At 75.4% G+C, this 25,723-nt stretch carries 22 protein-coding genes and 1 riboswitch; of the genes, 11 read left to right on the forward strand and 11 right to left on the reverse strand.

Going from position 1 to position 25,723, the window contains the following annotated elements:
* Nucleotides 1-153: 153 nt before the first annotated feature.
* The gene (locus ACZ7H1_RS26340; RefSeq protein WP_470790240.1) at nucleotides 154-966 is read left to right on the forward strand and encodes a hypothetical protein; all 813 of its coding nucleotides are present in this window, start codon (nucleotides 154-156) and stop codon (nucleotides 964-966) included.
* Nucleotides 967-1,009: 43 nt separating this feature from the next.
* Here the strand turns inward: ACZ7H1_RS26340 and ACZ7H1_RS26345 are convergent, their stop codons facing one another.
* The 5 genes from ACZ7H1_RS26345 to ACZ7H1_RS26365 form a co-directional block, all read right to left on the reverse strand.
* Complete coding sequence (locus ACZ7H1_RS26345) at nucleotides 1,010-1,228, reverse strand: acyl-CoA carboxylase epsilon subunit (protein ID WP_470790241.1); 219 nt, start codon at nucleotides 1,226-1,228, stop codon at nucleotides 1,010-1,012.
* Nucleotides 1,225-1,518, reverse strand: coding sequence for a hypothetical protein (locus tag ACZ7H1_RS26350; protein WP_470790242.1), 294 nt, complete (start codon nucleotides 1,516-1,518; stop codon nucleotides 1,225-1,227). Before ACZ7H1_RS26350 ends, ACZ7H1_RS26345 begins: the two co-directional genes overlap by 4 nt.
* Nucleotides 1,519-1,907: 389 nt before the next feature.
* Nucleotides 1,908-4,844 carry a poly(A) polymerase gene (locus ACZ7H1_RS26355; protein WP_470790243.1) on the reverse strand — a complete coding sequence of 979 codons (2,937 nt, stop codon included), beginning with the start codon at nucleotides 4,842-4,844 and terminating at the stop codon, nucleotides 1,908-1,910.
* Nucleotides 4,844-6,721, reverse strand: a complete 1,878-nt coding sequence (locus tag ACZ7H1_RS26360; RefSeq protein WP_470790244.1) for an RNA ligase family protein — start codon at nucleotides 6,719-6,721, stop codon at nucleotides 4,844-4,846. The genes ACZ7H1_RS26355 and ACZ7H1_RS26360 overlap by 1 nt, the downstream gene beginning before the upstream one ends.
* A 104-nt stretch (nucleotides 6,722-6,825) precedes the next feature.
* Nucleotides 6,826-7,644 carry a LysM peptidoglycan-binding domain-containing protein gene (locus ACZ7H1_RS26365; RefSeq protein WP_470790245.1) on the reverse strand — a complete coding sequence of 273 codons (819 nt, stop codon included), beginning with the start codon at nucleotides 7,642-7,644 and terminating at the stop codon, nucleotides 6,826-6,828.
* A gap of 4 nt (nucleotides 7,645-7,648) precedes the next feature.
* A riboswitch (cyclic di-AMP (ydaO/yuaA leader) is annotated at nucleotides 7,649-7,818 on the reverse strand.
* Nucleotides 7,819-8,243: 425 nt separating this feature from the next.
* Between ACZ7H1_RS26365 and ACZ7H1_RS26370 the strand changes: the two genes are divergently transcribed.
* Nucleotides 8,244-9,023, forward strand: a complete 780-nt coding sequence (locus ACZ7H1_RS26370) for a crotonase/enoyl-CoA hydratase family protein (RefSeq protein WP_470790246.1) — start codon at nucleotides 8,244-8,246, stop codon at nucleotides 9,021-9,023.
* A gap of 78 nt (nucleotides 9,024-9,101) precedes the next feature.
* Here the strand turns inward: ACZ7H1_RS26370 and ACZ7H1_RS26375 are convergent, their stop codons facing one another.
* Nucleotides 9,102-9,476 (reverse strand): VOC family protein, encoded by a 375-nt coding sequence (locus tag ACZ7H1_RS26375; RefSeq protein WP_470790247.1) that lies wholly within the window; start codon nucleotides 9,474-9,476, stop codon nucleotides 9,102-9,104.
* Nucleotides 9,477-9,619: 143 nt separating this feature from the next.
* Here ACZ7H1_RS26375 and ACZ7H1_RS26380 point away from each other — a divergent pair, with 143 nt between their 5' ends.
* Entirely contained in the window at nucleotides 9,620-10,030 is a 411-nt protein-coding gene (locus tag ACZ7H1_RS26380; RefSeq protein WP_470790248.1) for a hypothetical protein, read from the forward strand.
* Between the two features lie 146 nt (nucleotides 10,031-10,176).
* Nucleotides 10,177-11,784: an FAD-binding oxidoreductase gene (locus ACZ7H1_RS26385; protein WP_470790249.1), complete on the forward strand. Its 1,608-nt coding sequence runs from the start codon at nucleotides 10,177-10,179 to the stop codon at nucleotides 11,782-11,784.
* Here the strand turns inward: ACZ7H1_RS26385 and ACZ7H1_RS26390 are convergent.
* From ACZ7H1_RS26390 to ACZ7H1_RS26400, 3 genes are all read right to left on the reverse strand, one after another.
* A complete protein-coding gene (locus ACZ7H1_RS26390) occupies nucleotides 11,708-14,440 on the reverse strand; it encodes a DUF7824 domain-containing protein (protein WP_470790250.1) in 2,733 nt (910 codons plus the stop codon). The two genes, ACZ7H1_RS26385 and ACZ7H1_RS26390, sit on opposite strands and share 77 nt — an antisense overlap.
* Nucleotides 14,437-15,858, reverse strand: coding sequence for an SWIM zinc finger family protein (locus tag ACZ7H1_RS26395; RefSeq protein ID WP_470790251.1), 1,422 nt, complete (start codon nucleotides 15,856-15,858; stop codon nucleotides 14,437-14,439). Before ACZ7H1_RS26395 ends, ACZ7H1_RS26390 begins: the two co-directional genes overlap by 4 nt.
* Before the next feature lie 69 nt (nucleotides 15,859-15,927).
* The gene (locus ACZ7H1_RS26400) at nucleotides 15,928-16,398 is read right to left on the reverse strand and encodes an Lrp/AsnC family transcriptional regulator (RefSeq protein ID WP_470790252.1); all 471 of its coding nucleotides are present in this window, start codon (nucleotides 16,396-16,398) and stop codon (nucleotides 15,928-15,930) included.
* A 320-nt stretch (nucleotides 16,399-16,718) separates the two neighbouring features.
* On the opposite strand from ACZ7H1_RS26400, the gene ACZ7H1_RS26405 reads away from it, so the two are divergent.
* Genes ACZ7H1_RS26405 through ACZ7H1_RS26415 form a run of 3 tightly spaced genes read left to right on the forward strand, consistent with a single transcriptional unit; the run spans nucleotide 16,719 to nucleotide 19,408 of the window.
* The gene (locus ACZ7H1_RS26405; protein ID WP_470790253.1) at nucleotides 16,719-17,603 is read left to right on the forward strand and encodes a DMT family transporter; all 885 of its coding nucleotides are present in this window, start codon (nucleotides 16,719-16,721) and stop codon (nucleotides 17,601-17,603) included.
* A complete protein-coding gene (locus ACZ7H1_RS26410) occupies nucleotides 17,596-18,780 on the forward strand; it encodes an amino acid aminotransferase (protein WP_470790254.1) in 1,185 nt (394 codons plus the stop codon). The genes ACZ7H1_RS26405 and ACZ7H1_RS26410 overlap by 8 nt, the downstream gene beginning before the upstream one ends.
* A 46-nt stretch (nucleotides 18,781-18,826) precedes the next feature.
* Complete coding sequence (locus ACZ7H1_RS26415; protein WP_470790255.1) at nucleotides 18,827-19,408, forward strand: flavoprotein; 582 nt, start codon at nucleotides 18,827-18,829, stop codon at nucleotides 19,406-19,408.
* A 16-nt stretch (nucleotides 19,409-19,424) separates the two neighbouring features.
* On the opposite strand, the gene ACZ7H1_RS26420 is transcribed toward ACZ7H1_RS26415, so the two are convergent.
* Complete coding sequence (locus tag ACZ7H1_RS26420) at nucleotides 19,425-19,781, reverse strand: hypothetical protein (RefSeq protein ID WP_470790256.1); 357 nt, start codon at nucleotides 19,779-19,781, stop codon at nucleotides 19,425-19,427.
* Nucleotides 19,782-19,847: 66 nt separating this feature from the next.
* Between ACZ7H1_RS26420 and ACZ7H1_RS26425 the strand changes: the two genes are divergently transcribed.
* The 4 genes from ACZ7H1_RS26425 to ACZ7H1_RS26440 all read left to right on the forward strand — a co-directional run bounded on the left by ACZ7H1_RS26425 (nucleotide 19,848) and on the right by ACZ7H1_RS26440 (nucleotide 24,622).
* Nucleotides 19,848-20,777, forward strand: a complete 930-nt coding sequence (locus ACZ7H1_RS26425) for a universal stress protein (RefSeq protein ID WP_470790257.1) — start codon at nucleotides 19,848-19,850, stop codon at nucleotides 20,775-20,777.
* A 74-nt stretch (nucleotides 20,778-20,851) separates the two neighbouring features.
* Nucleotides 20,852-21,079, forward strand: coding sequence for a hypothetical protein (locus tag ACZ7H1_RS26430; RefSeq protein ID WP_470790258.1), 228 nt, complete (start codon nucleotides 20,852-20,854; stop codon nucleotides 21,077-21,079).
* Between the two features lie 196 nt (nucleotides 21,080-21,275).
* Nucleotides 21,276-22,595, forward strand: coding sequence for an NADH:flavin oxidoreductase/NADH oxidase family protein (locus ACZ7H1_RS26435; RefSeq protein ID WP_470790259.1), 1,320 nt, complete (start codon nucleotides 21,276-21,278; stop codon nucleotides 22,593-22,595).
* Nucleotides 22,592-24,622, forward strand: coding sequence for a prolyl oligopeptidase family serine peptidase (locus tag ACZ7H1_RS26440; RefSeq protein ID WP_470790260.1), 2,031 nt, complete (start codon nucleotides 22,592-22,594; stop codon nucleotides 24,620-24,622). Before ACZ7H1_RS26435 ends, ACZ7H1_RS26440 begins: the two co-directional genes overlap by 4 nt.
* Here the strand turns inward: ACZ7H1_RS26440 and ACZ7H1_RS26445 are convergent.
* Entirely contained in the window at nucleotides 24,607-25,695 is a 1,089-nt protein-coding gene (locus ACZ7H1_RS26445) for a lysostaphin resistance A-like protein (RefSeq protein ID WP_470790261.1), read from the reverse strand. The genes ACZ7H1_RS26440 and ACZ7H1_RS26445 overlap by 16 nt on opposite strands.
* Nucleotides 25,696-25,723 lie beyond the last annotated feature (28 nt).

Here is a 25,723-nt window from a genome sequence, read left to right on the forward strand (position 1 = left end):
CCCCCCCCCCCCTCCCCCCCCCCCCCCCCCCCCCCCCCCCCCCCCCCCCCCCCCCCCCCCCCCCCCCCCCCCCCCCCCCCCCCCCCCCCCCCCCCACCGCTCCGACCGGCACCGGAACCGCCCGCCACAGCCTCGAACCGTTCGGGAGTCCCCATGTCACCTGCGCCCCTCCGCGCAGCAGCCCACCTCCTGGCCACGTCCGTCATCGCCGCGGGCCTGCTCGGCGGGGCGCCCGCGCACGCCGCGTCCGACCTGCCCGCCCACTGGTGCACCGTCAACGGCGTCGAAGCCCCTCCCGGCCGCGACGTCACCGGCACGTCGGGCCCGGACCAGATCCTGTGCGAGGGCGACATCGAGCACGTCATCCTGTGGGGCGGCGGCGGCAAGGACAACATCCGCGTCAGGGGGCTCGTGGTCGACTCCTCCGTTCTCGGCGGCGAGGGCGACGACACCATCCAGGTGAACAACCTCTTCCCGCGCAACGGAAGTGCCGTGGTGCGCGGCGGCTTCGGCGACGACACCATCATCACGGCCCTCGTCGCGGGCACCGCCGGGAACGGGGCGAACGTCCACGGCGACCACGGCAACGACACGATCACCACCGGCAGCGTGCTCGGCGCCCCCGGCGAGTACCAGCGCGGCGGCGGCCAGGTCTTCGGCAACGACGGCGCGGACATCATCCGCACCGGCAACGTCGACCTCGGCGGGCGCGTGATCGGCGGCAGCGAGGACGACGTCATCGAGCCCAGGTCCGTGGGCGTCGAGTCGTCGGGCGTCATCCAGGGCGGCTCCGGCAACGACCGGATCCGCGGCCGCTCCGACCTCGCCGGGGCGCAGGCCTCGGCGCCCCTGACCATCGGTCCCGGCTGGGGCCAAGTGGACGGCGGTCCGGGTGTCGACGAGTGCAAGGTGGTGCACGCCTCGGTCGGCGAGCGGATCCGCAGTGCGGTCGCCAACTGCCCCTGACGCGACCCGCCGGAACCCGGCGGAACGGGGCCGCGGTGCCCGGTCAGTCGAAGAGGCGGTGGGTCCGGGCCTGCCACGACTGTGCGGGGTGGGCGGGACCCGGGCGGCTGCGCACCCAGCTCGGGCGCCGGGGTCCGGCCGCATGCGGCTCGTGGAGCGTGTGCCGGCGGCGGGCCATGACGAGGATGGCGGCGGTGAGCGCCGCCAGTTCGATGTGGTCGGGGTCGCCTACGACCACCCGTATCTCGTGGTGGCCGCTCACCACGTCACCGGCAGGGTCCGGGGCCCGCGGATCGGCGCGCCGGTCCTTCCTGCCCGGCGCATCACGTTGGGCCGGGGCGGTTCGACGTGGTTCAGCGAGGCCTTCAGCGGGGCAATGGCGTGCGGCGAGGAGCCGGCGACCGTTCGTCCCACCAGTTCCTCCCCGCTGAACCGGGGCTCGGACGCGCCCTGCTTGACGTCGTCGTACCGGGTCATCAGCCAGGCGGAGTCCTCGCCGTGCGGCGCCGGTGCGGATTGCGGTCCGAGGGCCGCCTCCGGGTCCGATGTCATGGGGTTCTCCCAAGGTCCGTGTCACGCACAGTGAGCGCCCTCGGGGGGGCGCGATGGAGGAATCCATTCCCGTTGGCCAGTCGACTCGCCCGGATACGCCCACGTATCACCGGAATGGCGCAGGCCATCCGCCCCCTGCGCGACGCGCGCGACGGCGTGACGTCCGTGAGGCTTGTCGGGGCGCGAAAGGAGAGCCCACGCGATGGCTGCTCTGTGCCGACTTCCGGTGGCCGCGCCCGAACACGTGACCGCCGTGGAGCGACGCCCGACCTCGCCCGCTCCGTCCGCGCGGACCACCCGCAGCTCGAGCCGGCGCTGCGGCTGATCCGGAACACCGGAGCAGCTCACGCCGCTCCGCCACGACGGCTGAGCGGCGAACGCCCCACCGGTCAGCGCAGGGTGGGGACCCCGCCGCCCGCGGCGAGCCCGGCGGTGACGCCGGGCAGGGACCCGGCCCAGGCGTCGAGGACGCCGGTGAGCCGGGAGGGCGCGGGCGGGTGCGGACCGAGCCCGACGGCGTACCGGCACCAGCCCGGACCGGAGTCGGCGGGCCGCGGCCAGGCGTGCAGACCCGTCACGCCCGCGGCTTCCAGGGCGGTGAGCAGGGCGCGCATCCGGCCCCGGACCCGCCCGGTGCAGTCCTCGAACTCCCTGCGGCGGTCCGGTCGTACGGTCACCACCGCCCAGCCGGCGTGCCTGCGGTGCAGCGGGGGCGGACCGAGTAGCTCCGGCCAGGGGTCGGCGTCCCCGCCGGCCGCCGCGTCGAGGACCTCCCAGGCCCGGTAGAGCTCCTGGACGAGCAGGTCGCGCCCTGCGGGGCCGACCTGACCCGTGCAGCTGCGGACCGGCGCGCTGGGGGTCAGTACGGTCAGCGCCGCCGGTTCGGCTCCCCGGGTGTGCGGCGTGACGGTGAGGCCGACGGGCTCGCGCCAGTCCCAGGCGGCCCAGGTGGCGAAGAAGCGGCGGGCCAGTTCGGCGTCGGCGGCGTCCGGGGCCTCGCGTACGGTCAGCGCCGCGAGGACCGCCCAGGCGAGCCCGGGAAGACCGCCGAAGGGCGCCGCGTCCAGGCCGCGCACCGCCGCCCACTGCTTCACCCGGCGGGCCAGCCGCGCGAAGGCCGCCCGGTGTTCCTCCGGCACGGCCGCCAGGACCGCGTCCGCGTCGCTGACCGCGCTCAGGGCGAGGGCGGCCGCCTCCCCCAGCTCCGTCCGGCGCGCGACGGCGCCGCGCGGGTCGAGCGTGCCGGTGGCCACGAGGGCGAGGTCCACGCGCAGGTCGCCGGTGTCCAGCCGGAGGCCCGGTCCGCGGGCCCCGGAGACCTGGCGGACCCGGGACAGGCCCGGCAGCGCGGCCGACAGCCGGGTCCGTACCTGCTCCGGCCCGGCCGCGCCGGGCAGGGCCGCCACCAGGTCCAGATCGGCGTCCGGTGCCGCGCAGCCCATGCGCCGCGAGCCGGCGGTGTGGACCACGGCTTCGGGCAGTGCGGCGCGGATCCGCCCGATGACGTCGGAGGCGTGCGCGGCCCGGTCCACCACCGGCTTCCCCGTCGGCGGGCCGCCGGGGGCCGGCTGTTCGTCGAACCACCGCACGGCGCCGGTGCCCAGGGCCACGGCGGCGCGGGGGCGCATGGGCTCGTCACCGCGGCGGGAGAGCAGCACGATCTCGCCGACGGGTGCGTCGACGGCGGTCAGCCGGGCGGCGGTGTCGGCGGCGACGCGCTGGGGGTCCCGGGTGCGTCCGAGCGTCAGGTGGGGGGTGAATCCCTCCGCGCGTCCCCGGCAGCGCGGGAAGCGGCGGGCGAGGTGGCCGTGCAGCGCGGCCCAGGGAGCCTCGTCGGCGGCGGCCGGGTCGAGCCAGACGGTGGCGTCGTCGCGGTGCCCGAAGGTGTGCACGCCGTCGAGGCGGGCCGTGAAGGGCTCCGAGGCTGCCGCGGCGGCGGCGACCAGGGGCGCGGCCCGCTCGAAGTCGGATTCCGGGACGAAGCCGAAGAGCAGGTTGACGTGCGGGGGCCAGCGGCGGATCTGCGGGTCGTGCGCCGTACGGACGTCCTGGAGCGGCGGCCACAGATCCGCCGGCGGGATCCAGGCCACGGCCGTGCGGGTGACGGGCGCACTGTCGAGGGTGTCCGGCGGCGCGGCTGCTGCCCCGCCCGCCGATTCGGCCGGCTCCGGGTCCGGGGCCGCGGCCCCGCCCGTGCGCAGGTCGGCCGTCACCCCGTAGTGGTCGGAGGGGAAGAGCCCGTCGGGGCCGGGGACCGCGCCGAGCAGCGCGGCCGCCGCCGTGTGCAGGCCTTCGCCGCGCAGCAGGATCCGGTCGAGGCGGGAGGCGCGGCCGGAGAGCGAGGAGACGGCGGCCAGCGGATTGGCGTACGGGTCGAAGGTCGGGGCCGGGGTGCCCGTGCCGTGTACCTCCGGCCAGGCGTCGCGCAGTCCGAGGGCGGCGGCCGGTCCGCCGGGGCCTTCGGTACCGTCGTTGAAGTCGCCGGCCAGGACGACCCCGCCGGCTGCCGGGGCGAGCCCGGCCAGGCCCTCGGCGAGGCGGGCGAGTTCGGCCCGGCGGCGGCCCGGCCCGTCCTCGGAGTGGTCGCTGCTCAGATGCGTGGCGGCGATGACGAGCGGTCCGGCGCCGGTGTCGACGGTGATCGCGGTGACGGCCTTGTGCGGGCCGAGCGCGTGTACGGCGGCCTCCTGCACGGGCAGCCTGCTGAGCAGCAGCAGGCCGTGGGTCGCCACGTCGGTGCCGCGCGGGTCGGTGCCCAGCGTGTAGCGGGCCCGCACCCAGGGGGCGCGCAGGATCAGGTCGAGCAGGCCCTGCTCCACCTCCTGGAGGGCGATGACGTCGGCGTCGGCGGCCTCCAGGGCGGCGAGGAGCAGGGGGCGCCGACGGGCAGTGTGGATGCGGTCGCTGTCGTAGCGGTCCCACAGGGTGTTCCAGGTCAGGACCCGCAGTCGCGCGGGTACGCCGTCGGGCGCCGGTGGCACGGCGGCGTACGGGCCGGGGTCCGCGGGCCGCCAGCCGTCGACCGGGTGCCAGGTGCAGGGCGTGCGCGCGGTGAAGAACGGCGCGCGCAGCCGCCGCGGCCGGCGGGCCCGGCCCGCGGAGCTGGTGTCCAGGGTGTCGAGGCCGGTGGCGCGGTCCCAGACCGGTTCGCCGTCGGCCTCGACGAACAGCACGCGGTGCCAGGGGATCTCGCCGCCTGGTACGAAGGACTCCAGCGCGATCCGCGCGGGCGCGGCGCCGCGCTGGAGCACGCCGAGGACGAACCGCGCCGGGTCGAAGCGCGGGTCCCAGCGCACCCGGTGGTAGATCTCCTCGCTGGTACGCATCAGTCCTGCTCCCCGTTCAATACTCCGTCGGTGTCCTCGACCCCGCCGCCCGTGCCGACGTACCAGGTGCGGTGCGCCTCGCCCGGGTACGGCGGGACGAAGCGCCGGAGCTGCGCCGCGAGTACGGGCCCGGGCACCGGGTGGGCCCGCGTGGCGTTGCGCCGTACGAGCTCCTCCTCGTCGGCCAGGACGACGGCGTGGGTGGTCAGCGCGTTGCGGCGGCGGGCCACGGCGTGGACGAGGGTGCGCTGCCGGGGGCCGAGCGAGGTGGCGTCCCACAGGACGGTCCCGCCGGCGGCCAGGGCGGCGTCGAGCCGGTCGAGGCCGGCTGCGAGCACGGCGCGGTTGGCACGCTGGTCGGCGCGCGAGCCGCGGGCCTCGCGCAGGTCGTCGAGGGACACCCGGGTGTCGATGCCGGACAGGCCCCGCGCGAAGGTGCTCTTGCCGCTGCCGGAGGGTCCGGTCAGGTGGACGAGCCGGGGGAAGTCGCCCGAGCGCATCCGCCAGGTGGCCGCGACGGCCTCGTCGACCGTGGCGATGCGGCCGCGGGCGAAGCCGTCGCGGGCCTCGGCCCAGCACCGGTCGGCCGCGTCGGGCGACAGTCCCGCGAGGGCCTCGCGGAGGCCGGCGCGGAGGCCGCCCGCGCCGTCGCCGCCCACGGCGCTGGCGGCGCGTTCAGTTCTTTCAGCGCTTTCGAGGGGGTTTACGGCGAGCAGTCCGGCGTCCTCGGCGTGCAGGGCGGACCACTCGGTCTGCTCGCGGGCCTCCGCGGCGTCCGGGTCGTCGCGTCCCGCGAGCACGGCGGCGGCTACGGCGTGCAGGACGGCGAGGTCGGCGGCGAAGGACAGCCGGACCAGGCCGGCGCGGCGGTCCTCGTCGGGGTGGGGGCGGTGCAGGGCGGTGTGGAGTCCGACCAGGTCGGCGACCCGCCGCGCGAGGGGCATGCCGAGGGTGCGGGCGAGGCGGGGCGTCAGGCGGGTGCGGCGGTGGCCGTGCAGGAGGACGGCGAGCACGCCGGCGAGGCGGGCGTCACCGGTGCGGGAGCGCAGGTCGAGGAGCGCGGACACCTCGGCCAGCGCCTCGGCGGGGTCGGGGCAGGCGGCTCCGTCACGGCGGGGGTCCGGGCCGGGGTCCTGGCTGAGGTCCGGGCGGGGGTCGGGGCGGGGGTCGCCGTCCGGGTCCATGCCGGTCGCCGTGAGGAGCGCTGCCGGGTCGGCGGCGGCGCCCGATCGCACGGCCCACAGGGCGGCGGCCGGGCCGAGGCCGTTCTCGACCACGCTCGCGTACATCCAGTGCGTGCCGGTGGTGACGTGGCCCGGACGTACCCACTTGGCCACCCGGTACGCGAACTGCGACCGGTCGAACCCGGCGACGCTGCGTACGACGTAGCCCTCCTGCCGCGCGGTGTCGGGGCGCAGTTCGCGCAGGGCCCGCTCGGCGCGCCGGTCCAGGACGCCGCGCCACAGCACCGGGGCCACCGGGATGCCGAGCCGCCGCAGGAAGCGGACGGTCTCGTCCCACTCCAGGCAGTGGTCGCCGTCCCAGACGGAGAAGCCGTAGAACCAGCTCTCCAGGTCCCGGTAGGCGAGGGAGTGCCGGGCGTGGAGGTTCTCCCCGCACACGCGCCGGCCCGCGGGGATGGCCGGGCCGATGCGCCCCTGGAGGGCCTTGACCCAGGTACGGGAGGGATGGTGCCCGGAATCCGGCGAGCGGGCGTGCAGGCCGTCGCGGTAGAGGGTGGTGTTCTCGCCGTCGAGCTTCTCGGTGACGACCACCTCGAGGCCCCGCAGCCCCGCCAGGTCGCCGGTGCGCACGTCGTCGGACGTGGCCCCCGGCGACCAGGGCAGGTGGGGCGTACGGGGGTACTGCACGCGCATGGTCCGCTCACTCCCGGCCGGTTGGGTCGGGGTCCATCCTGAAGCGGTGACGTGCGGTTCTGCCAGCGAATTCCCGGCAGCGGCCGTGGATCGCCGGCCGTGGATCAGTAGGCGCCGAAGACGTTGTCGATGGAACCGTAGCGGGCGGCGGCGTAGTTGCAGGCCGCGGTGATGTTCGCGACCGGGTCGTAGGCGTCGGTGGAGGTGCCGGGCACGTGGTAGGCGCGGAACGTCGGCTCGATGACCTGGAGGAGACCCTTGGACGGGGTGCCCGCAGCGGCGTTGGAGTCCCAGTTGTTGATGGCGAGCGGGTTGCCGGAGGACTCGCGCAGGATGTTGCGGTGGATGCCGTTGTACGTGCCGGGGATGCCGCGCTCGGCCATGATGGCCAGCGATTCGCGGATCCAGCCGTCGAGGTTGTTCGGGTAGGCCACCGCCGCCTTGGGCGCGGCCTGGCGCGCGGAGCGGTCGGCGCGGGCGGGGGCGGCCGCGCGGTCGGCGGCGGGCTTGGCCTTCGCCGTGTTCTTGGAGCCGATGGTGAGCTTGAGGCCGGGGCGGATGATTGACGGATCGTCACCGATGACGGTCCGGTTGTCCTGGTACAGCTTCTTCCAGCCGCCGCCCAGTTCATGCACCGCGGCGATGCGGGAAAGCGTGTCGCCAGCGATCACCGAATAGGTGACGGGGCCCTTCTGCGCGGCGGCCGGAGCCGCAGCCGGCGCTGCTGCAATGACCGCGGCCTTTGCGGTGGCGACGGAATGCACGGCCTGCGGCAGTGCGTGGGGCGCCGTGGCCGGGACCGCCTGGGCGGTGGTGGCGGCGATCAGCGGGAGGGCCAGGGCGGCGCCTCCGGTGCCTGCGGCCGCGAAGCCGCGGGTGAGCGGGTTGTTCTTCGGGCGCCGGTGCTTTCCCTTTGCGGGCATGACGGATTCCTCTCCCGCGCCTGCGAGGTGAGCTGTCGGGTTCGGGCCGGAGCTGCCCGGCCGCACGGCGTGTACGTCGTACACGTCGCGCGGCTTCACCCCGAGCCGGTCCGGGTCGCGGATCGGCGGCTTACCTGGGTCCCCCGCTCCTGCCGCGTCGCGCGTGGGTGGATTCGGTGTCCGGGCGGCGGCAGGATTAGGCGTTCCGTCCGGAATGACGGTGACGCTAAGGGAAAGGCGATGAACAGAACAAGCCCTGAATTGCGTGAGCTAATTCCCAAGACCGAAAACCGGAAAAAGGATCATTAAAGATTCAAGGCACCCCGGGCCAACTTTCTTTCCAGGAAAGGAGACTTGGCCGGGACGGGAACGACGCGCCGGACCCCGGGCGTGACCCAAGTCACGGACGACGGCCAGGTGCGTGATTTTCACGTGATCCGTTATGGGAACGCGATAAGTCCGGATAAGAGCACTCAAATATGCATCAGCGGGCAGCTCGCCCAATTCTCATCAATTCGGACATCCGACCGTGTCGGTGCGGGCGTGACTGGGTCATGCTGTTGCCCGGTGGGTTCTTCGGTGACCGGGAGGAGACTGCGGTGGGCGGCGGGAATGCGGTGCGGATCGAACGCGACGGGCCGGTCTTCACGGTGATCCTCGCCCGGCCGGCGGTGCGCAACGCCGTCGACGGGCCGACCGCCGCGGAACTGGCCGACGCCTTCAGGGAGTTCGACGCGGACCCGGATGCGGCCGTCGCGGTGCTGTGGGGCGAGGGCGGGACGTTCTGCGCGGGGGCCGACCTCAAGGCGGTGGGCACGGAGCGGGGGAACCGGGTGCTCGCCGAGGGCGACGGGCCCATGGGGCCGACCCGTATGCAGCTGGGCAAGCCCGTGATCGCGGCCGTGGCCGGGCACGCGGTGGCCGGCGGCCTCGAACTGGCCCTGTGGTGCGATCTGCGGGTGGCCGAGGAGGACGCCGTCTTCGGTGTGTTCTGCCGCCGGTGGGGCGTGCCCCTGATCGACGGGGGCACCGTACGGCTGCCCCGCCTGATCGGGGAGAGCCGGGCGATGGACCTGATCCTGACCGGCCGCCCGGTGCCGGCCGCCGAGGCGTACGCCATCGGGCTCGTCAACCGGCTCGTGCCGCCCGGCGAGGCCCGGCAGGAGGCGGAGCGGCTGGCCCGCGAACTCGCGGCCTTCCCCCAGCTCTGCATGCGGCACGACCGGCTCTCCGTGCGCGGACAGCACGGGCTGGGCGAGCAGGAGGCGCTGCGCGCGGAGCACCGGCACGGCATGGTGCCGCTCACGGCCGGGGAGACGCAGTCCGGGGCCGGCCGCTTCGCGGCGGGCGCGGGGCGGCACGGCAGCTTCACGGACTGACCCCGGCGCCCGCGTCCACCGCGGCCCGGGGACGGGGACGGACGGGGGACGGGGGACGGGGGACGGGGCAGGAACGGGTCAGGTGTGGCTGGTGTCGATGACGCAGAAGCGGTTCCCGTCCGGGTCCGCCAGGACCACGAAGTCCGGGTCCTGCGGGTACAGGTCCCAGTCCACCCGCTGCGCGCCGAGGGAGACGAGCCGCTCGACCTCCGCCGCCTGGGCGGCGGCGTCCTCGGCGTACAGGTCGAGGTGGGCGCGGGGGTGCTCCTGGAGCGGGGTCTCGCTGCGGCCCAGCGCCAGTTGGGGCCCGTCTCCGGCGGCGGGCACGAGCACCACCCACGCCGGTGTCGGCACCGGCTGCTCCCGGGGCACGTACCCCAGTGCCTCGCACCAGAAGGCCGCTGCACGCGGCACGTCGGACACACCCATCACGAACGACCCGATCCTCAGCATGGGACCGAGTCAACCAGACGGCCGCCCGGCGTGTTCGGCCCGGTACGCAGGCTCACCACCCCGGCCGCCGAGGCGGTCCTCGGGACCATCCGCCCGACGGGGCCGGGCACTTGGGCCGCATCCGTGCCCATGACAATGGTCCGATGAACCGAATCGTCCGGTGGACCCTTCCCCTGTCCGTGGTCCCCGCCCTGCTGCTGTCCGGCTGCACCTCGGAGGAGAGCGACCCGTCCGACCGGCCCGCCGTCGCGGGGCCCACCGCCACGACCACCGCCGCGCCCGCCGGGGCGGCCCGGCTGGCGGACCGCTACCGGAAGTCCGGCGGGCTTGCCGAGGTGTACGGGATCCAGCGCACGGACGGGCCCGGCGGCGTGCCCCTGCTCACGGTGTGGACCCGGGCCGGGCACAGCGACGCCCGGCACTTCGAGGAGCTCAAGGACTCGGTCGCCGGGTACGTGCGGGGCTCCGAGGGCGTCTCGCTGGACAAGGGCTACCTGATGGACGTCTTCGGCCGGGACGGCTCGCTCCTGCACCGCCTCGACGCACGCCTCTAGCGGGCGCCCGGCGCCGGATCGAGGGGCAGGGCGGGGGTTGTCCGCCGGCCTGCCCCGCGGGCCGTCCGGGTGAAGGAATCGGTGCCCTCGGCCCCGTTCGCGGCGGGTGCCCGCGGTGCCGGGCGGGCGTGTGGCAGGAGTGGGGCATGAGCATCGGACGACGGCGGCTGATGGGTGGCGCGGCGGCCGCCGTGCTCGCCGCGAGCACGGCCGGCGCGGCGGCCCCGGCCAGGGCCGCACGCCCCTCCACGACCCGTCGGCGTTCCACACCGGAGGCCGGCCTCGCCGCGCTGGCCGCGGGGCTGGACGGTCGGCTGGTCGGGCGGGCCGACCCGTCGTACGCGGTGGCCCGGCAGCTGTTCCAGCCCCGGTACGACGGCATCGCCCCGGCCGCGGTGGTGTACCCCGCGCACGCCCAGGACGTGGCCCTGTGCCTGGAGTTCGCCCGCCGCCACGCCGTCCCCGTCGTCCCCCGCGGCGGCGGGCACAGCTACGCGGGCTGGTCCACGGGTACGGGACTGGTGCTCGACCTCGGCGCGCTGGGGCAGGTGGCGGCCGGGCCGGAATCGGCGCACGTCGGAGCCGGCGTGCGGCTCGGCGATCTCAACGCGCAGCTCGCCGCGCGGGGTGCGGCCGTGCCGACGGGCCTGTGTCCTTCCGTGGGCGTGGCGGGCCTGACCCTCGGCGGAGGGCTGGGGGTGACCAGCCGGGCCTACGGGACCACCAGCGACCAGCTCACCGGGGCGCGCGTGGTCACCGCCGACGGCCGGGTCCGCGAGGTGGGCCCCGACCGGGACCCGGACCTGTACTGGGCGCTGCGGGGCGGGGGCGGCGGGAACTTCGGCGTGGTGACGGAGTTCCGGTTCCGCACCCGGCCGGTGTCCGACTGCGCGTTCGCCGAACTGCACTGGCCCTGGCGGGAGGCGGGCGCGCTGCTGCGCGGCTGGCAGCGCTGGGCCGCCGGGCTGCCCGATCCGTTCTGGAGCCAGGTCGAGTTCGGCATCGAGGACGGGCCTCCCGCCCCGGCGGTGCGGGTGCTGTGCCTGGACGGTATGCGCGAGCTGGAGCAGAGCCTGAGCCGTCTGGCCGATCTGGCCGGGACCCGGCCGCGCGACAGCTTCACCGTGGTGCGCGGCTACGCCGAGACGATGCGGGCGATGTCCGGGTGCTCCGGCCTCTCCCCCGCCGAGTGCCGGCTCCCCGGCGACCTGCCCGGACGGGATCCGGCGGGGCGGCTGGGCCGGGACGGCTATGCCGCCCGGTCCGACTTCTGGCCGGCGGGCGGGCTGCCCGGCCCGGCGGTCGACGCGGTGCTCGCCGCGGTCGCCCGGTACTCCGCGCAGGCGCCGCCCGGCGGCCACGGCGTCGTGCAGTTCGACGGCGTGTGCGGTGGCGCGGTCAACCGCGTGCCGGCCGGGGAGACGGCGTTCGTCCACCGGGACAGCGCCTTCCTGGCCCAGTACCTCGCCTACTGGCCCGAGTCCGCGGCCCCCGCCGAGGTCGCCCGGCACCAGGGCTGGCTCGACGGGCTGTGGACCGACCTGCGCCCCTGGGCGGGCGGGTCGGCGTACCAGAATTACGCCGACCCCAAGCTGACCACGTGGCGCGAGGCCTACTACGGCGCCAACCTGCCCCGGCTGGAGCAGGTCAAGCGCACCTACGACCCCGAGGGGCTGTTCAGCTTCCCGCAGGCGGTCCCGCCGGGTCCGGCCCGGCGGCGCGCAGTGCGCCGAGGAGCCGGCCGGCCTGGCTGACCAGCCGGGACGAGCCGCCGCGCGCTGCGGTCGCGGCAAGGCCGGCCGGTTCGGCGAGGGCGGTGCCGGACAGCGCCGGGGCGCAGGCCTCGACGCATTCGGCCGCGACGGCGAGCACGTCCCCGGTCCCGCGGGCCGCGCCGCCGCTCTCCAGGAGCGCGGGCAGCGCCGGGGCGAGCACCGCCCAGGTCGTCGCGCAGGCGCCGGTCGCGGCGGCGGTACGGGCCGAGTCCGCGAGCCGGTTGGGCTTGACCGTGCCGAGCCGGAGCAGTTCGGCCAGGTCGGCGCCCAGCCGGCCGGCGTCCAGCTCCCCGCGCGCCGCGAGGACCAGGAGGGCGTCCACCGCGGCGAGCCGGTCCTCGGCGTGGCGGGCGCCGAGGCCGCAGGCCACGGTCAGGTGCAGGGCCGGACCCGCCGGGCCGCCCGCCTCGGCCAGCCGGGGCAGCATGGCCGCGCCGCCCCGCTCCTCGGCGGTGGCGCAGCCGGTCACCTCGGGCAGCAGCCAGGTGGCGAGGGTCTCGCGGTCTTCCGGGAGCACCGCCAGGGAGACCGGGTCGGGCGCCGACCAGTGGTAGCAGCGGCCGGTGTACGCGTACGGGCGCCCGAGCCGGTGGAAGGCGCGCGGGAACTCCTGCTGGATCACGAGCCGTTCGCGGGTCTCCAGGACCACGTGCCGCACCGCGGCGCGGGCCCGGTCCCACCAGTGCAGGGCGGACATGTCCGGTGCGGGCTCGTGCACCCGGCGCAGCGGGGCGACCGGATCGCCGTCTGCCGCGAGCCAGGCGGCGAGCCGGTCTCCCTCGGGGCTGCCGACGGCGGCGGCCGCCCCGGCGGCGGAGCGGTCGCGGCGCACGCGGAGCAGCGCCTGGGCGAAGTCGGCGGGCCCGGGTCGCACGCCCGCCTGCCGGTAGGCGGTCAGCCGGGCGATCAGCCGCTCCGGTGCGAGGGATCCGGTTTCCCGGTCCGGGGTCGCGAGGAGGAACGGCACCGGCTGGGACCGGATGCCGTGCGCCGCCTCCCTGATCCGGGCGTACACGATGGCCTCGAGCGTGCTGTGGACGCAGGCGGTGCTGCCGTGGCCGACGTGGTCCGCGTCGCCGCGCAGGCTGCCCGGGGTCACCCGGTCCAGGACCGCTGCGGCCACCAGCTCGAGGCCGGAGATGTGGTAGGTGCTCCGCTCGCTGCCCGGCTGGAGCCACCAGCGGTCGGCCAGGGCGGGGCGCAGGGCCTCGGCGAGCGCCGCCCGGTCGGTGTGGGCGTGGCGTACGAGGGCGTCGAGCGCCCGCTCGAACTCCGCGACCTCCGCCTGCTGGGACTTGACCGCGGCCGCGACGAGTTCGACGGTTTCGGCGACGGAGTCCGGTGCGGGGTCCAGCCGGCGGGGTTCGGGTGCCGGGGGCAGCATTTCCTCGTAGGGGAGCGCCTCGGGGAGGGCGGCGTGTGCTCCGAAGACCTCTGCGGCCAGGGCGCGGTGGACCGGGCTGAGGAGGGCCGCGGAGTCCGCGAGCTCCGCCCTCAGTCCGGCGCGTGCCGTCTCGTCAGGGGCGCTGCGGCGCCCGCGGCGCGGTCCGGCGAGGTGTGCGGCGACGAGCTTCAGGGCCCGCTCCTGGATACCGGTGTCCTCGTGCCCGAAGGCGCCGGTGAGCGCCGGAAGCAGTTCTGCGGCGGTGCCGGGGTCGCGGCGCAGTGCCTTGGACAGGAGGGTCAGCTGCGCGCGGACGAGCTTCTTCTCCGGGCGGAAGAGCACCGCGTCGGACATGGCGGCGAGCTGTCCCGGGGTCAGATCGCCGGCTTCGGCGAGCCGGGCCAGGACCTGCTGGGCGTACGCCGCCACGGGTCCGGGGCCGTCCGCGGTCATGGCGATCCAGTCGGTGGTGCGCTCCAGTTCCTCCTGCGGGGTCGGTGCGAGGCGCTGGAGGAGGACGAGGAAGAACTTGAGCCCGGCCGGTCTGCCGCCGCGCAGCAGCCGGGTGGTGCAGCCGTCGACGAGCACGCGGCGCTCCACGATGCCCTCTTCGGCGAGTGCGGCGAGCGCCGAGGGCCAGTGGTCGGGCTGTTGCGGGTCGTCGTACCAGGCGAAGGAGTCGACCGGCTCGAGCGTCTCGAACAGGCGCGGGACCAGTTGGCGGACGTGCGGGTCCTGGCGGAGGGCGGCGGCGAGGGGGGCGCGGGGGCCCGGGTGGTCGACGGAGCCCTGGAGGAGGGTCTGGGCCCAGCCGTGGACGAACCCGTCGGTGGTGGGCAGCGGGCACCCGGCCGCCTCGACCAGTGCGGTGATCAGGGGGTGGTCCTGGGCGGCGGTGGACCTGCGCCCGGCGAGGCGGTGGGCCACGTCGCCGAGCCAGGCGGGGTCGTGGTGGCCGAGCAGGCCGAGCACGGTGGAGGGCGACAGCGGCCGCCAGCCGCGCAGTTCCGTGGAGCCCAGCCAGGCGGCGGTGGCGGCGGCGCCGGTGTGGCATCCGGCACCGGCGAGGAGCAGGGCGCGGCGGGCGGCCTCCCGCTCCGACCAGCGGCCCCCGCCCCAGCCGCGGATCTCGCGGCGCAGGGCGGTCAGTTCGGTGAGCAGGGCGCGGCGCTCTGCCGTGCCGAGGTCCCGGAGCAGGGCCGGCACTTCGTCGGTGCGGCCTTCGCGGACCGCCTTGAGGAGGGTGTTCATCGCGCGGCTCCCGCGGTCTCGAGGTCGCGCTGGGCGATGCGGACGGCGAGGGCGTGCTTGCACGGGCCGCGGCGGCCGCGGTAGTCGGCCCACCAGCGGCAGGTGCAGCTGTACGCGCCGCCCGATTCGCGGACCTGGTAGTGCCGTTCGCCCGAGACGACGGTCGAGACGGCGGCATCGGAGGCGGAGGACGCGCTCCCTCGGCCCGGTGCCCGGGTGGTCACCGCGCCTGCGGCGACCAGGGCCCGTGCGGCGACCAGGCGCGGGTTGTGCCGCTCGGCGCGCCGGGCGTCGTACGGCAGCTCGCGGTGGAAGTACGCGGCGTCCGCGACGTCGTAGCCGACCCGGCCCGCCGTGCCGAGGCGGGCGAGGGCGGCGCGGACGCGGGCGACGGGCAGTCCCGACTGCTCGGCCAGTTCGGCCGGGTCGATCCGAGGCTCCCAGGCGAGCAGCACCGAGATCAGGTCGGCGTCGGCGGCGGCCTCGTCGGTGGCGAGGGACTCCAGGACGCCGCCCTCGCCCGAGAAGCCGCGGGAGGGCTCCGGGGACAGGGTGAGTGTCAGCCGCATGCCGGGCAGGGTGACCTCCCAGGCCGCGGAGGTGGGCGCCGTGCCGTCGGGTACGGGGCCGTAGACGCGCAGTGCGGTGGCGTGGCGCAGCACCCGCTGGAGGGCGGCGAGCCGGTGCGGGCCGGGCAGGCAGATGGCACCGGGGACGGGCCTGGTGGTGGGCCGCAGGGTCCGCCCGGCGGGCACCACCCACATCCCGCCGCGTGCCGCGCTGGCGGAGGCGGCGGGGGCGCTCGGCAGGGAGCGCAGGAAGCGGACGGCCTCGGCAGCGGTGAGTTCGGCCCGCAGGTCGAAGCCGGCGCAGATCACCTGTGATTCGGCGAACCCCCGCAGCCAGCGGTCCGGCAGGGGGACCTTCTTCTCCACGACGGGTCCGTCGGTGGTGGTCACGGCCATCTCGTCGGGTCCGACGCGCAGGTGCAGCGGCTCGTCGCCGGTGAGCCGGGAAAGGGCTTCCCGCAGGGGGTTGTTGACGTCGACGTTGGTGGTGCCGTGGCCGGTGTCGGCGCCCAGGAGTCCTTCCGGCAGCACGTCGAGCCGGGCGTACACGCCGCAGCATCCCGAGAAGGACTCGAAGCGCAGGCGGTCGCCGTTGGCCGTCACGACCGGGTCGAGGGAGGACCACAGGGTCCGCTGGTAGTACCGGGCCGCCGCCACGTCCGCCACTGCCAGCAGTCCGCGGGCGGCCACCTGAGGGGCGCTCAGGAAGCCGGAGAAGAACCGCGGATGGGCCTCGGTGCCGGAGGGGGTCAGCCCGGAGGAGGTCTCCAGGCCGAGCAGCTGCCCGGTGCCGGTGGTCTCCAGAGCGGACAGGCCGGAATAGGCGAATGCCTGTACGGATCGCGTCATGTGAAGAACGCTAGGACCCGCCACTGACAACGCCCGGGGTGCGGCGCCGGGAAGGCGCCGGGGCCGGGATCAGCCGCGCCGGACGGCCGGGCGCGGGTAGGTACGGGTCTGCTTGACGCTGCCGAAGGCGAAGCTCGACTCGATGGACGCGATGCCGGGGATGGCGTGGATCCGGGTGCGGACCAGGATCTCGTACTCCTCCAGGCTCTCGATGACGATCCTCATCAGGTAGTCGCTGCTGCCGGCCATCAGGTAGCAGTCCTGGATGTGCTCGATGAGGCCGACGTGCTCCTCGAAGAGGCGCACCGCCTCCCCCGTGTGGCGCTCGAGGCGGACCCGTACGAAGACCGTGATCGGCAGCCCGAAGGCCGACTGGTCGACCATCGCGGTGTAGCCGCGGATCAGGCCGGACTCCTCCAGGCGGCGCACCCGCCGCAGGCAGGGGGACGGGGAGAGCTGGACCCGGTCGGCGAGGTCCTGGTTGGACAGCCTGCCGTCGGCCTGGAGCTCGCGGATGATGTGCAGATCGACAGCGTCCATGGCCGTCCCTTCTCGATGCAGCGTCGGCGTGTGCCGATTTCTGCCGTTTCCTGTCACCTCTTGAGCAATTCTTGGCAGATTCTGCCCCAAACATAGAGCTGAGAGGCAGAACTAGCAATCGCCTGCCCCGGCCGAAGGCCTAGCGTTGCTCAGTGAGCGCATTCGCTCGGGGCACAGGCTGGAGGGCCACGGAATTGGCTGCGCTGGACACGTTGGGCACGTCGAGCACGTCGAGCACGTCGAGCACGATCGACACCGGGGACGCGGGGACACCCGCGCTCCGGCCGGTGGGCCGCCGGCCGTCCCCTCAGGCGGTGGGCATGGTGGCGCTCGCGCTGACCGTCACCGTCTGGGCCGCCTTCGCACTGAGCGCCCGCGCCCTGAGCTCCTCCACCCTGCTCCCCGCCGACGCGGCGCTGCTGCGCTACGGAGTCCCGCTGGTGGTCCTGGCGCCCGCGCTGTGGCGCCGCCGGCGGCTGATCGCCGCCGTCCGGCCGGGCGCCGCGCTGAAGGTCGCCTGCGGCGCGGGGGTGCCCTTCTTCCTCGCGGCGATGCAGGGCGGGTCCCTGACCTCGGCGGCCTTCGTCGGCTCGCTCGTGCCGGGCATGGTGCCGCTGTTCGTCTCGCTGCTGATGGCCGCGACGGGCAAGGGCCTGCCCCGGGGCACACAGGCCGCCGGGCTGGCCCTGATCGCAGCCGGTGTGGTCGCCCTCGTGTGGCGCTACGCCGTACCGCTGGACCGTGACGTGCTGGCCGGATCCGGGCTGCTGCTCGTCGCCAGCGGCCTGTGGGCCCTGTACACGGTGGGGCTGCGCGAGGTGGAGCTCGATCCGGTCGGGTCGATCGGACTGCTGTGCCTGCCGTCGTTCGCGCTGATCGCCCTGCTGGCCCTCACCGGCGCGCTGCCCACCGGCATCACGCGGGCCGCGGGCTCCGACATCCTGCTCTTCCTCGTGGTCCAGGGCCTCGGCGTGGGCCTGTGCGCAGGCCTGCTGTACGCCTTCGCCATCCGCCGGCTGGGCGCGGAGCGCAGCTCCGTGGTCGGCAGCCTCAGCCCGGTGCTGGTGGTGCTGCTCGCGATCCCCCTGCTCGGCGAGTCGCCGACCACCGCCGTCCTCGTCGGCGTCCCCCTGATCACCGCCGGTGTCGCCCTCGCGAACCGGCGCCCCCGCCCGTCCCGATCCAAGGTGTCCGCAGATGCTTGAGCTGCTCCCGCCCCCGCCCGTCGACCCGCTGTGGGACCTGGCCGCCGAGTTCGGCGCCGACCCGCGCCCCGAGCGGCTGAACCTCGTCCTCGGCGTGTACCGCGACCACACCGGGACCACCCCGGTCATGGGCGCCGTACGGGAGGCCGAGACCCGGCTGGCGGAGCGGTCCGCGTCCAAGGAGTACCGCGGGCTGTCGGGCAACCTCGCCTTCAACAGCGCCATGACGGCGACCGTGCTGGGCAGCGGCGACCTGACCGGCCGGGCCACGGCGGTGCAGACCGTCGCCGGGACCGGTGCGCTGCGGCTGCTGGCGGACCTCATATGCCGCACCCGTCCGGGCACCACGGTGTGGATCAGCGACCCGGCGTACGTGAACCACCGGCCCATCATGGAGGCGGCCGGGCTGACGGTCCGCACGTACGGCTGGCTCGACGGCGAGGGCCGCTTCGACGAGGCGGGCATGCTCCGCGACCTGGCCGCGGCGGGACGCGACGACGTGGTGCTGCTCCAGGGCTGCTGCCACAACCCCACCGGCGCCGATCCCTCCGCCGGGGCATGGGCGGAGCTGGCCGCCCTGGCCGGCCGCAACGGCTGGGTGCCGCTGGTCGACCTGGCCTACCACGGGCTCGGCGACGGCCTGGAGGCGGACCTCGCCCCCACGCGGATGCTGGCGGCGCGGGTCCCCGAGATGCTGATCGCCGTCAGCTGCTCGAAGAACTTCGGCCTCTACAGCGACCGGACCGGCTGCGCGATGGTCCTCGGCTCCTCGCCGCAGGCGCTGCGGCACGTGGAGACGGCGCTCCAGAACGCCGCGCGGACCCTGTACTCCATGCCGCCGGAGCACGGTGCGGCGATCGTCGCGACGATCCTGGAGGACGCGGGACTGCGGGCCGCCTGGCGGGCCGAGCTGGACGTGATGCGGGGCCGGATCAGCGCCAACCGCGCGGACCTGACCGCCCACCTGGAAGCGCTGGGCCACGAGGGGCAGGCGTCGGTACTGGCCCGCCAGAAGGGCATGTTCTCGACCCTGCCGCTGAGTGCGCGTCAGATGGAGCGGCTGCGCGAGCAGTTCGCCGTCTACGGCACGACGTCGGGGCGGATCAACATCGCGGGCATCCCGGCCCACCGGATCCCGTACCTGGCCCAGGGCATCGCGGCTGTCCTGGGCAGCTGACCACCCGGTGCCGCCCGCGGCCGGGGCGTGTGATCGGATAAACCGCATGACAAGCTCGACAAGTTCGACAAGTTCGGCGCGGAACACGCGGACGCTGTACCTGTTCTGCTCGGCCGCGCCGCCCGTGTTCGACGTGGCCCGGGTCATCGAGGACGCACAGGCGCGCGGCTGGGACGTGTGCCTCGGGCTGACCCCGGCGGCCGCGGGCTGGCTCGCGGAGAGCCTCGACGGACTGGCCGCGCTCACCGGGCACCCCGTGCGCTGGCAGCACCGGCACCCCGCGCAGACGGACCCGTGGCCGGCGGCCGACGCGATGCTGCTGGCCCCGGCGACGTTCCACACCGTGAACGCCTTCGCCCTGGGCCTGACCGACCGGTTCACGGTCGCCAAGGCCGCCGAGGCGATCGGCATGGGCATCCCGCTGGTCACCATGCCCTGCGTGAACACCGCACTGGTCCAGCACCCGCAGTTCGACCGGAGCGTCGCCACGCTGCGGGCCGCCGGGGTGCAGGTCCTGTACGGGGAGGAGGGCTTCGTGCCGCACCCGCCGGAGGCGGCCCGTCCGGACGTGTACCCGTGGGGCCTGGCCCTCGACACCGTCGACGCCCGGGTGCCCGCCGGGCTGTGACCCGGCCGGGGACTCGCTACCGGCGGGACTTGAGCAGCAGTGCGGCCGTGGCGGCCGCCGTCGCCGTGAGCGCGCCGGCGGCCATGAAGCCGCCGCGGGAGCGCCAGGAGAGGACCGACCAGCGCGACTGCGCGGACAGCAGCGAACCGGTGCTCAGCCAGGACCCCGCCGAGACGAGCGACAGGGACGAGCCGATCGAGCCGGCCGACAGGGCGCTGCCGACCGAGGCCACCGACAGGACGGACCCGACGGAGCCCACCGACAGCACCGATCCCACCGAACCGATCGACAGCACCGAGTCCTTCGACCAGAGGGACAGGAACGAGCGGTCGGGACCGCTCCACAGCTTCGACGACGCGTCCGGTTCGGCCATGGGCCCATCCTGCCAGAGACGGCCTGCCCCCGTGCGGGCGCCGGAGGCCGGTGCAATCCTGGCCATATGATCGCCGAAGGGTCACCCACGGGTCCGGTCGTCGTCGCCGTGGACGGTTCCGCGCACAGCCTCAAGGCCCTGGACTGGGCCCTGACGGCCGGCCGTGCTGCCGGTGCGGAGGTGGTCGTCGCCCACGTCCTGCCCGACCACGCCCAGTTCTGGCAGGCCCGGCGCTCGGCCGTGGTCGGCGAACCGGCCGAGCAGCCCGAAGACCCGGTCATCGCGTCCGTACGCGCGTCCCTGGCGGCCCGTGCGGGCCTGCCGGACGTGCGGTACGAATCCCTGTCCGGAGAGGTGCCCACCGCCCTCGAGGCGCGGGCGGAGCAGGCCCGGATGCTCGTCCTCGGCTCCCGGGGCCGCGGGGGCTTCGCGAGCCTGCTGCTCGGCTCGACCAGCCGGGCCTGCGCGACGCGGGCGCCCTGCCCGGTGGTGGTCGTGCCGCACGACGCGCGCACGGCGCAGCCCGCGGCTGCCGCGCAGTCCCCCGCGTCCGACCGCGTCGTCCTGGGCCTGAACCCGACGGAGACCGCGGACGCGGTCGTCGACTTCGCCTTCCGCCAGGCCGCGGCGCTGGGCGTGCCGCTGTCGGTGGTGACGGCGTACCTGGACCCGGTCTCGCCGCTGACGCTGGTGACCGCGCCGCTGCCCGGACCGTCGGAGACGGACGCAGCACCGGTCATCCGGGAGGTCGAGCGGGCCCAGCAGGAGCGGCTGGCGCCGTTCGCGTCGGGCGCCTACGGGGACGTACGGGTGGAGAGCACGGTGGGACCGGGCGACGCGGCGGGCCAGCTGGTGGCGCACTCCCGGACGGCCGGCCTGCTGGTCGTCGGCCGCCACCGGCACCGGCTGCGCGCGGACTCCCTGCTGATGGGCTCGGTGGCCAACGCCGCCCTGCTGCACGCCGGGTGCCCGGTGGCGGTCGTACCGGCGGGATAGCGGCCCGGCGGCGCACGGAACGGCCGGCGGGCGCACGGGAGGCGGGCTGCGCGGCCCGGAGGCACCCTGGGGGCATGGACTCCGTGTCGATCCACGTGCACCGGCTGGCCGCGCAGGGCGGGCGGCGCGTCTCCGTCCGGGACGAGGCGGGCAACGACCGGCTGCTCGGCATGGCGTACAGCGACCGCGACCTGCTCGAGTTCCTGCGCCGGGCGGGTCTGGCGGACGCCGAGGCGGTGCTCGACGACCCGGAGCGGGTGGTGTGGGAGGTCGAGGCGCCGCACGAATGGACGGCCGCGTAGCGGAGGTTCCCATTCCGGGACGTGGTGGTCGAATCGGCCACGGACGGTGCGAGAATCAGGCCATGATCGAGGGTTCGGCTCCGCCGTTACGGTGACGCGCGGCGCACGCCGCGCCGTCCGGATCCCGCCGCGCCCGAGCGGCCGCGCGCACCGCCACCCGCACCGGCCGACCGGCGCGGCTCCCCCGGAGAGCTCCATGGACCCCCTCTTCGCCCCGCTCACCCTGCCCAACGGCAGCGTCCTGCCGAACCGGCTCGCCAAGGCCGCCATGGAGGAGTCGCTCGCCGCCCCCGGCCAGGTGCCCGACGAGCGGACCGTACGGCTGTACCGGCAGTGGGCCGACGGCGGCGCCGGGCTGCTGATCACCGGCAACGTCATGGTCGACGCCCGGTCGCTCACCGCTCCCGCGACCGTCGTGCTCGACGCGGACTCCCCGCTGGAGCCGTACCGGCGCTGGGCCGAGGCCGCGAAGTCCGGCGGCGGACAGGTCTGGATGCAGCTCAACCACCCGGGCCGCCAGGTGCTCGCCGACATGCCCGGGGTCGCCTGGGCCCCGTCCGCGGTCCCGGTGGACATCGGCAGGTTCAGCAGGCTGTTCGCCCGGCCGACGGCCATGACCGGGGCGGACGTCGAGGAGACCGTGGCACGGTTCGCCCGGACGGCCGCACGCGCCGAGGAGGCCGGTTTCGACGGGGTGCAGGTCCACGCCGCGCACGGGTACCTGCTCTCGCAGTTCCTCTCCCCGCTCACCAACCGGCGCACCGACCGCTGGGGCGGCAGCCCGGAGAACCGCGCGCGGATGCTGACCGAGACCGTCAGGGCGGTGCGCGACCGGGTCTCCCCCGGTTTCGCCGTGGGGGTCAAGCTCAACTCCTCGGACTTCCGGCGCGGCGGCTTCGACACCGACGACGCGCTGGCCGTCGTGTCCCTGCTGGAAGGGCTGGGCGTCGACCTGGTGGAGCTGTCCGGCGGCACGGTCGAGAGCCCCGCGAGCATGGGCGGCGGCCGCACCGCCGACGAACGCACCCTCGCCCGCGAGGCGTACTTCCTCGACTTCACGGGGGAGATCGTCGGCAAGGCGGCCATGCCCGTCATGCTGACCGGCGGCATCACCCGCCGCAGCGTCGCCGAGCGCGTCCGGGACAGCGGTGTGGCCGTGGTCGGCATCGGGACCGCGCTCGCGCTCAACCCCGACCTGCCCGCCCGCTGGCGCACCGGCGGCGAGGCGCCGGTACGGCTCGCCCCCCTCGGCTGGAAGGACACGTCCCTGGCCGCCGCGGGCCGACTGGCCCTGGTGCGCCGCCAGTTGCGCCGGCTGGCGAACGGGCAGCGGCCGGTGCGCCCCGCCTCCGCTCCCCGGTTCACGTTCGTGGCCGACGACGTCCGGCGCCGCCGGGCACTGGGCCGCTACCGGACCTGGCTGCGCTCGTCCGCGGTGCGCGGCGCAGGAGATCCGGAGCACGTCGGCGCAAACCGGCTGCACGGAACCGGCCGGGTCGGCACAATCACGGAGTGATCGACGATGATCCCCACCTGTGGCTGGAAGACCTGGAGAGCGAAGCCGCGCTCCGCTGGGTACGGGAGCGCAACGCCGAGACGGCCCGGGAGCTGACCTCGGACCCCGGCTTCGCGCGGCTCGCGGAAGAGCTGCGGGAGGTGCTGGACGCCGCGGACCGGATCCCGTACACCTCCCGGCGCGGCGTCCACCTGTACAACTTCTGGCAGGACGCGGAGCACGTGCGCGGGCTGTGGCGCCGCACCACCCTCGAGGAGTACCGCAAGGACCGGCCCTCCTGGGAGGTGCTGATCGACCTCGACGCCCTGGCGGAGGCCGAGGGGGTGGAATGGGCGTGGGCTGGCACCCGGGTGCTGTACCCGGAGTACCGGCACGCCCTGGTGCTGCTCTCCCGCGAAGGCGCCGACGCCGTCACGGTGCGCGAGTTCGACCTCGAAACCAAGTCCTTCGCCGAGGACGGCTTCCGGCTGCCCGAGGCCAAGACGGCCATCGGGTGGATCGACCGCGACCGCGTGTACCTCGGCACCGACACCGGTCCCGGCTCGCTCACCGCGTCCGGGTATCCGCGCACCGTCCGCATCTGGCGGCGCGGCACCCCGGTGACCGATGCCGAACTCGTCCACGAGGTCGCGCCGGAAGACCTCTCCGTCACCGCCTGGCACGACCCGACGGAGGGCTACGAGCGCGACTTCCTGGTCCGCAACCGGGACTTCTGGAACTCCGAGATGTTCCTGCTGCCCCCCGGCCTCCCACCGGTCAAGATCGAGGTCCCGGACGACGCCCGCGCGTCCGTCCACCGCGAATGGCTCCTCGTCACACCCCGCTCGCCCTGGCTCGGACAGCCGGCGGGCACCCTGCTCGCCTTCCCCTTCGAGGCGTTCCTCGCCGGTGAGCGGGAGCCCGCCGTCCTCTTCGCACCGGACGAACGCACCGCGCTCATCGGCCAGGTGTGGACCCGCAACCACCTGATCATCGAGACGCTCGTGGACGTCGCCACCCGCATCGACGTCCTCACCCCGGGGCGGGGCGGCTGGACCCGGGCGCCGCTGGCGGACGTACCGCCCCTCGCCTACGCCGTCGTCACGGACACCGATCCCGACACGGGCGACGAGTACTTCCTCGACATCACCGGGCACCTGCAGCCCTCCACCCTGTACCGGGGGGAGATCGGGGGCTCGAGCGAGGTGGTCGGCCGGGCCGCCGAGCGGTTCGGCACCGACGGACTGTCCGTGCGCCGGCACTTCGCCGTCTCGGCGGACGGCACCCGCGTCCCGTACTTCGTGATCGGCCCGGAGGACGGGCCTGCGGGACCCACCCTGCTGACCGGCTACGGCGGCTTCGAGGTCTCGCTGACGCCCTCGTACGACGCCGTCTGCGGCAGGGCCTGGCTCGCCCGGGGCGGCACGTACGCGGTCGCCAACATCCGCGGCGGCGGCGAGTACGGGCCGCAGTGGCACCGCACCGCCCTCAAGGCGGGCCGCGACCGGTCCTTCGAGGACTTCGCGGCCGTGGCCCGCGACCTCGTCGCCCGGGGCATCACCACGGCCCCGCAGCTGGGCATCGAGGGCGGCAGCAACGGCGGGCTGCTGATGGGCGCCATGCTTACCCGCTACCCGGAGCTCTTCGGCGCGGTCGTGGCGAGCGTGCCGCTGCTGGACATGCTGCGCTTCCACCGGCTCCTGGCCGGCGCGAGCTGGACCGCGGAGTACGGCGACCCGGACGACCCGGAGGACCGGCCCCACCTCGAGCGCATCTCGCCGTACCACAACCTGCGCGGCGGGCTGCCGTACCCGCCGGTGCTGCTCACCACCTCGACCAGGGACGACCGGGTGCACCCCGGCCACGCCCGCAAGGCGGCGGCCCGGCTGAGGGAGCTGGGCCACCGGGTGCTCTTCCACGAGAACACCGCGGGCGGCCACGCGGGCGCGACCGACCACGCGCAGTTCGCCCACCACTACGCCCTCGTGCACACCTTCCTGTGGCAGCACCTGCGGGCCGCGCCCGCGGCCCCTCAGACCTCGGAGTGAGGAAGGGCCGGCTCAGGCGTGCGCGCCTCGATCCCGTGCCGGTCCGCGAGACGGGCGATCACCAGGCAGTACACGGGAGTCAGGACGAGTTCGAGCACGAGGGCCTGCCAGGGCGCGTCGGCCGCCGTGCCGGGGTCGGCCAGCTCGCCGGCCGCGGCGGACAGGCCGAAGGCGAGCAGGTTGTTCACGGTGTGCGCGGCGATCACGGCCTCCAGTCCGCCGGTGCGGATCACCAGCCAGCCCCACCACATCGCGGAGTAGAACAGCAGGGCGAAGCCGGAGAGCCGGCCGAAGCCGTGTGCCAGGGCGAAGAGGAGGGAGGCCACGACGATGCCCGGCCACGGGGAGCGCAGGAAGCCGCCGAAGAACTGCGCCAGCCAGCCCCGGAAGACGAACTCCTCGGCCGCCGCCTGGAAGGGGACCACGGCCCACAGCACGACCAGGCCGGCGAGGAAGGCGGGCCAGCCGGGGAAGTCCAGGTCGAGGTCGCCGTCGTCGCCGCCCTCGATGAGCCCCCACACGATGAGCAGGCCGGTCTGGAGGACCAGCACCGGGGCGGCCACGGCCGCGCACCGGGCCAGCCAGCCCCAGCGCAGCCGGCCGGTCACGGAGGCCAGGGTCCCCATCGGGCGCGCGCCGCACAGGCGTACGGCCAGCAGCACGGCCGGGGTGCCGAGGGCCAGCGCGCCGAGCATGACGGCCAGGTCGAGGAGCGGATCGGCGAAGAGCCGCTCGGGGTCCGATCCGGTGTACTCCAGGCCCAGTGCGTACGCGGCCGTGGCGGCGACGCCGAGGAGCACCACGCCCGATGCCACGAGGAGCGCGAGGACCAGGGAGAACTCCGCCAGGCGCAGGAGGCCGCCCTGACGGCCGTTGCGGGCCTGTTCGTGGTAGCGGGATCCGGCGGGGGCGGCGGCCGGGGCGCGGCGCGGTGCCCGTACGGGCGGCCAGCCGGGCGGCGGGACGGCCCACGGGTTCCCGGCGTCGTGGGGCGGGCCGGGCCGGGGCGGCGTGCCCTCGTCGAGCGGTATGCCGGCGTGGTGGGGGTGGCCCGGTGGGGGAGCCTGGGACATGGGGCGGGGCTGCTTTCTCGTGGTTCCT

This window comes from Streptomyces sp. NPDC037401 (genome assembly GCF_055602345.1).

Excerpts from the sequence above, each read along its gene's own strand:
- ACZ7H1_RS26340 (WP_470790240.1), top strand. The coding sequence starts at position 154 with ATGTCACCTGCGCCCCTCCGCGCAGCAGCCCACCTCCTGGCCACGTCC.
- ACZ7H1_RS26350 (WP_470790242.1), bottom strand. The coding sequence starts at position 1,518 with ATGACATCGGACCCGGAGGCGGCCCTCGGACCGCAATCCGCACCGGCG.
- ACZ7H1_RS26355 (WP_470790243.1), bottom strand. The coding sequence starts at position 4,844 with ATGCGTACCAGCGAGGAGATCTACCACCGGGTGCGCTGGGACCCGCGC.
- ACZ7H1_RS26360 (WP_470790244.1), bottom strand. The coding sequence starts at position 6,721 with ATGCGCGTGCAGTACCCCCGTACGCCCCACCTGCCCTGGTCGCCGGGG.
- ACZ7H1_RS26365 (WP_470790245.1), bottom strand. The coding sequence starts at position 7,644 with ATGCCCGCAAAGGGAAAGCACCGGCGCCCGAAGAACAACCCGCTCACC.
- ACZ7H1_RS26375 (WP_470790247.1), bottom strand. The coding sequence starts at position 9,476 with ATGCTGAGGATCGGGTCGTTCGTGATGGGTGTGTCCGACGTGCCGCGT.
- ACZ7H1_RS26380 (WP_470790248.1), top strand. The coding sequence starts at position 9,620 with ATGAACCGAATCGTCCGGTGGACCCTTCCCCTGTCCGTGGTCCCCGCC.
- ACZ7H1_RS26385 (WP_470790249.1), top strand. The coding sequence starts at position 10,177 with ATGAGCATCGGACGACGGCGGCTGATGGGTGGCGCGGCGGCCGCCGTG.
- ACZ7H1_RS26390 (WP_470790250.1), bottom strand. The coding sequence starts at position 14,440 with ATGAACACCCTCCTCAAGGCGGTCCGCGAAGGCCGCACCGACGAAGTG.
- ACZ7H1_RS26395 (WP_470790251.1), bottom strand. The coding sequence starts at position 15,858 with ATGACGCGATCCGTACAGGCATTCGCCTATTCCGGCCTGTCCGCTCTG.
- ACZ7H1_RS26400 (WP_470790252.1), bottom strand. The coding sequence starts at position 16,398 with ATGGACGCTGTCGATCTGCACATCATCCGCGAGCTCCAGGCCGACGGC.
- ACZ7H1_RS26405 (WP_470790253.1), top strand. The coding sequence starts at position 16,719 with ATGGTGGCGCTCGCGCTGACCGTCACCGTCTGGGCCGCCTTCGCACTG.
- ACZ7H1_RS26410 (WP_470790254.1), top strand. The coding sequence starts at position 17,596 with ATGCTTGAGCTGCTCCCGCCCCCGCCCGTCGACCCGCTGTGGGACCTG.
- ACZ7H1_RS26415 (WP_470790255.1), top strand. The coding sequence starts at position 18,827 with ATGACAAGCTCGACAAGTTCGACAAGTTCGGCGCGGAACACGCGGACG.
- ACZ7H1_RS26420 (WP_470790256.1), bottom strand. The coding sequence starts at position 19,781 with ATGGCCGAACCGGACGCGTCGTCGAAGCTGTGGAGCGGTCCCGACCGC.
- ACZ7H1_RS26425 (WP_470790257.1), top strand. The coding sequence starts at position 19,848 with ATGATCGCCGAAGGGTCACCCACGGGTCCGGTCGTCGTCGCCGTGGAC.
- ACZ7H1_RS26430 (WP_470790258.1), top strand. The coding sequence starts at position 20,852 with ATGGACTCCGTGTCGATCCACGTGCACCGGCTGGCCGCGCAGGGCGGG.
- ACZ7H1_RS26435 (WP_470790259.1), top strand. The coding sequence starts at position 21,276 with ATGGACCCCCTCTTCGCCCCGCTCACCCTGCCCAACGGCAGCGTCCTG.
- ACZ7H1_RS26445 (WP_470790261.1), bottom strand. The coding sequence starts at position 25,695 with ATGTCCCAGGCTCCCCCACCGGGCCACCCCCACCACGCCGGCATACCG.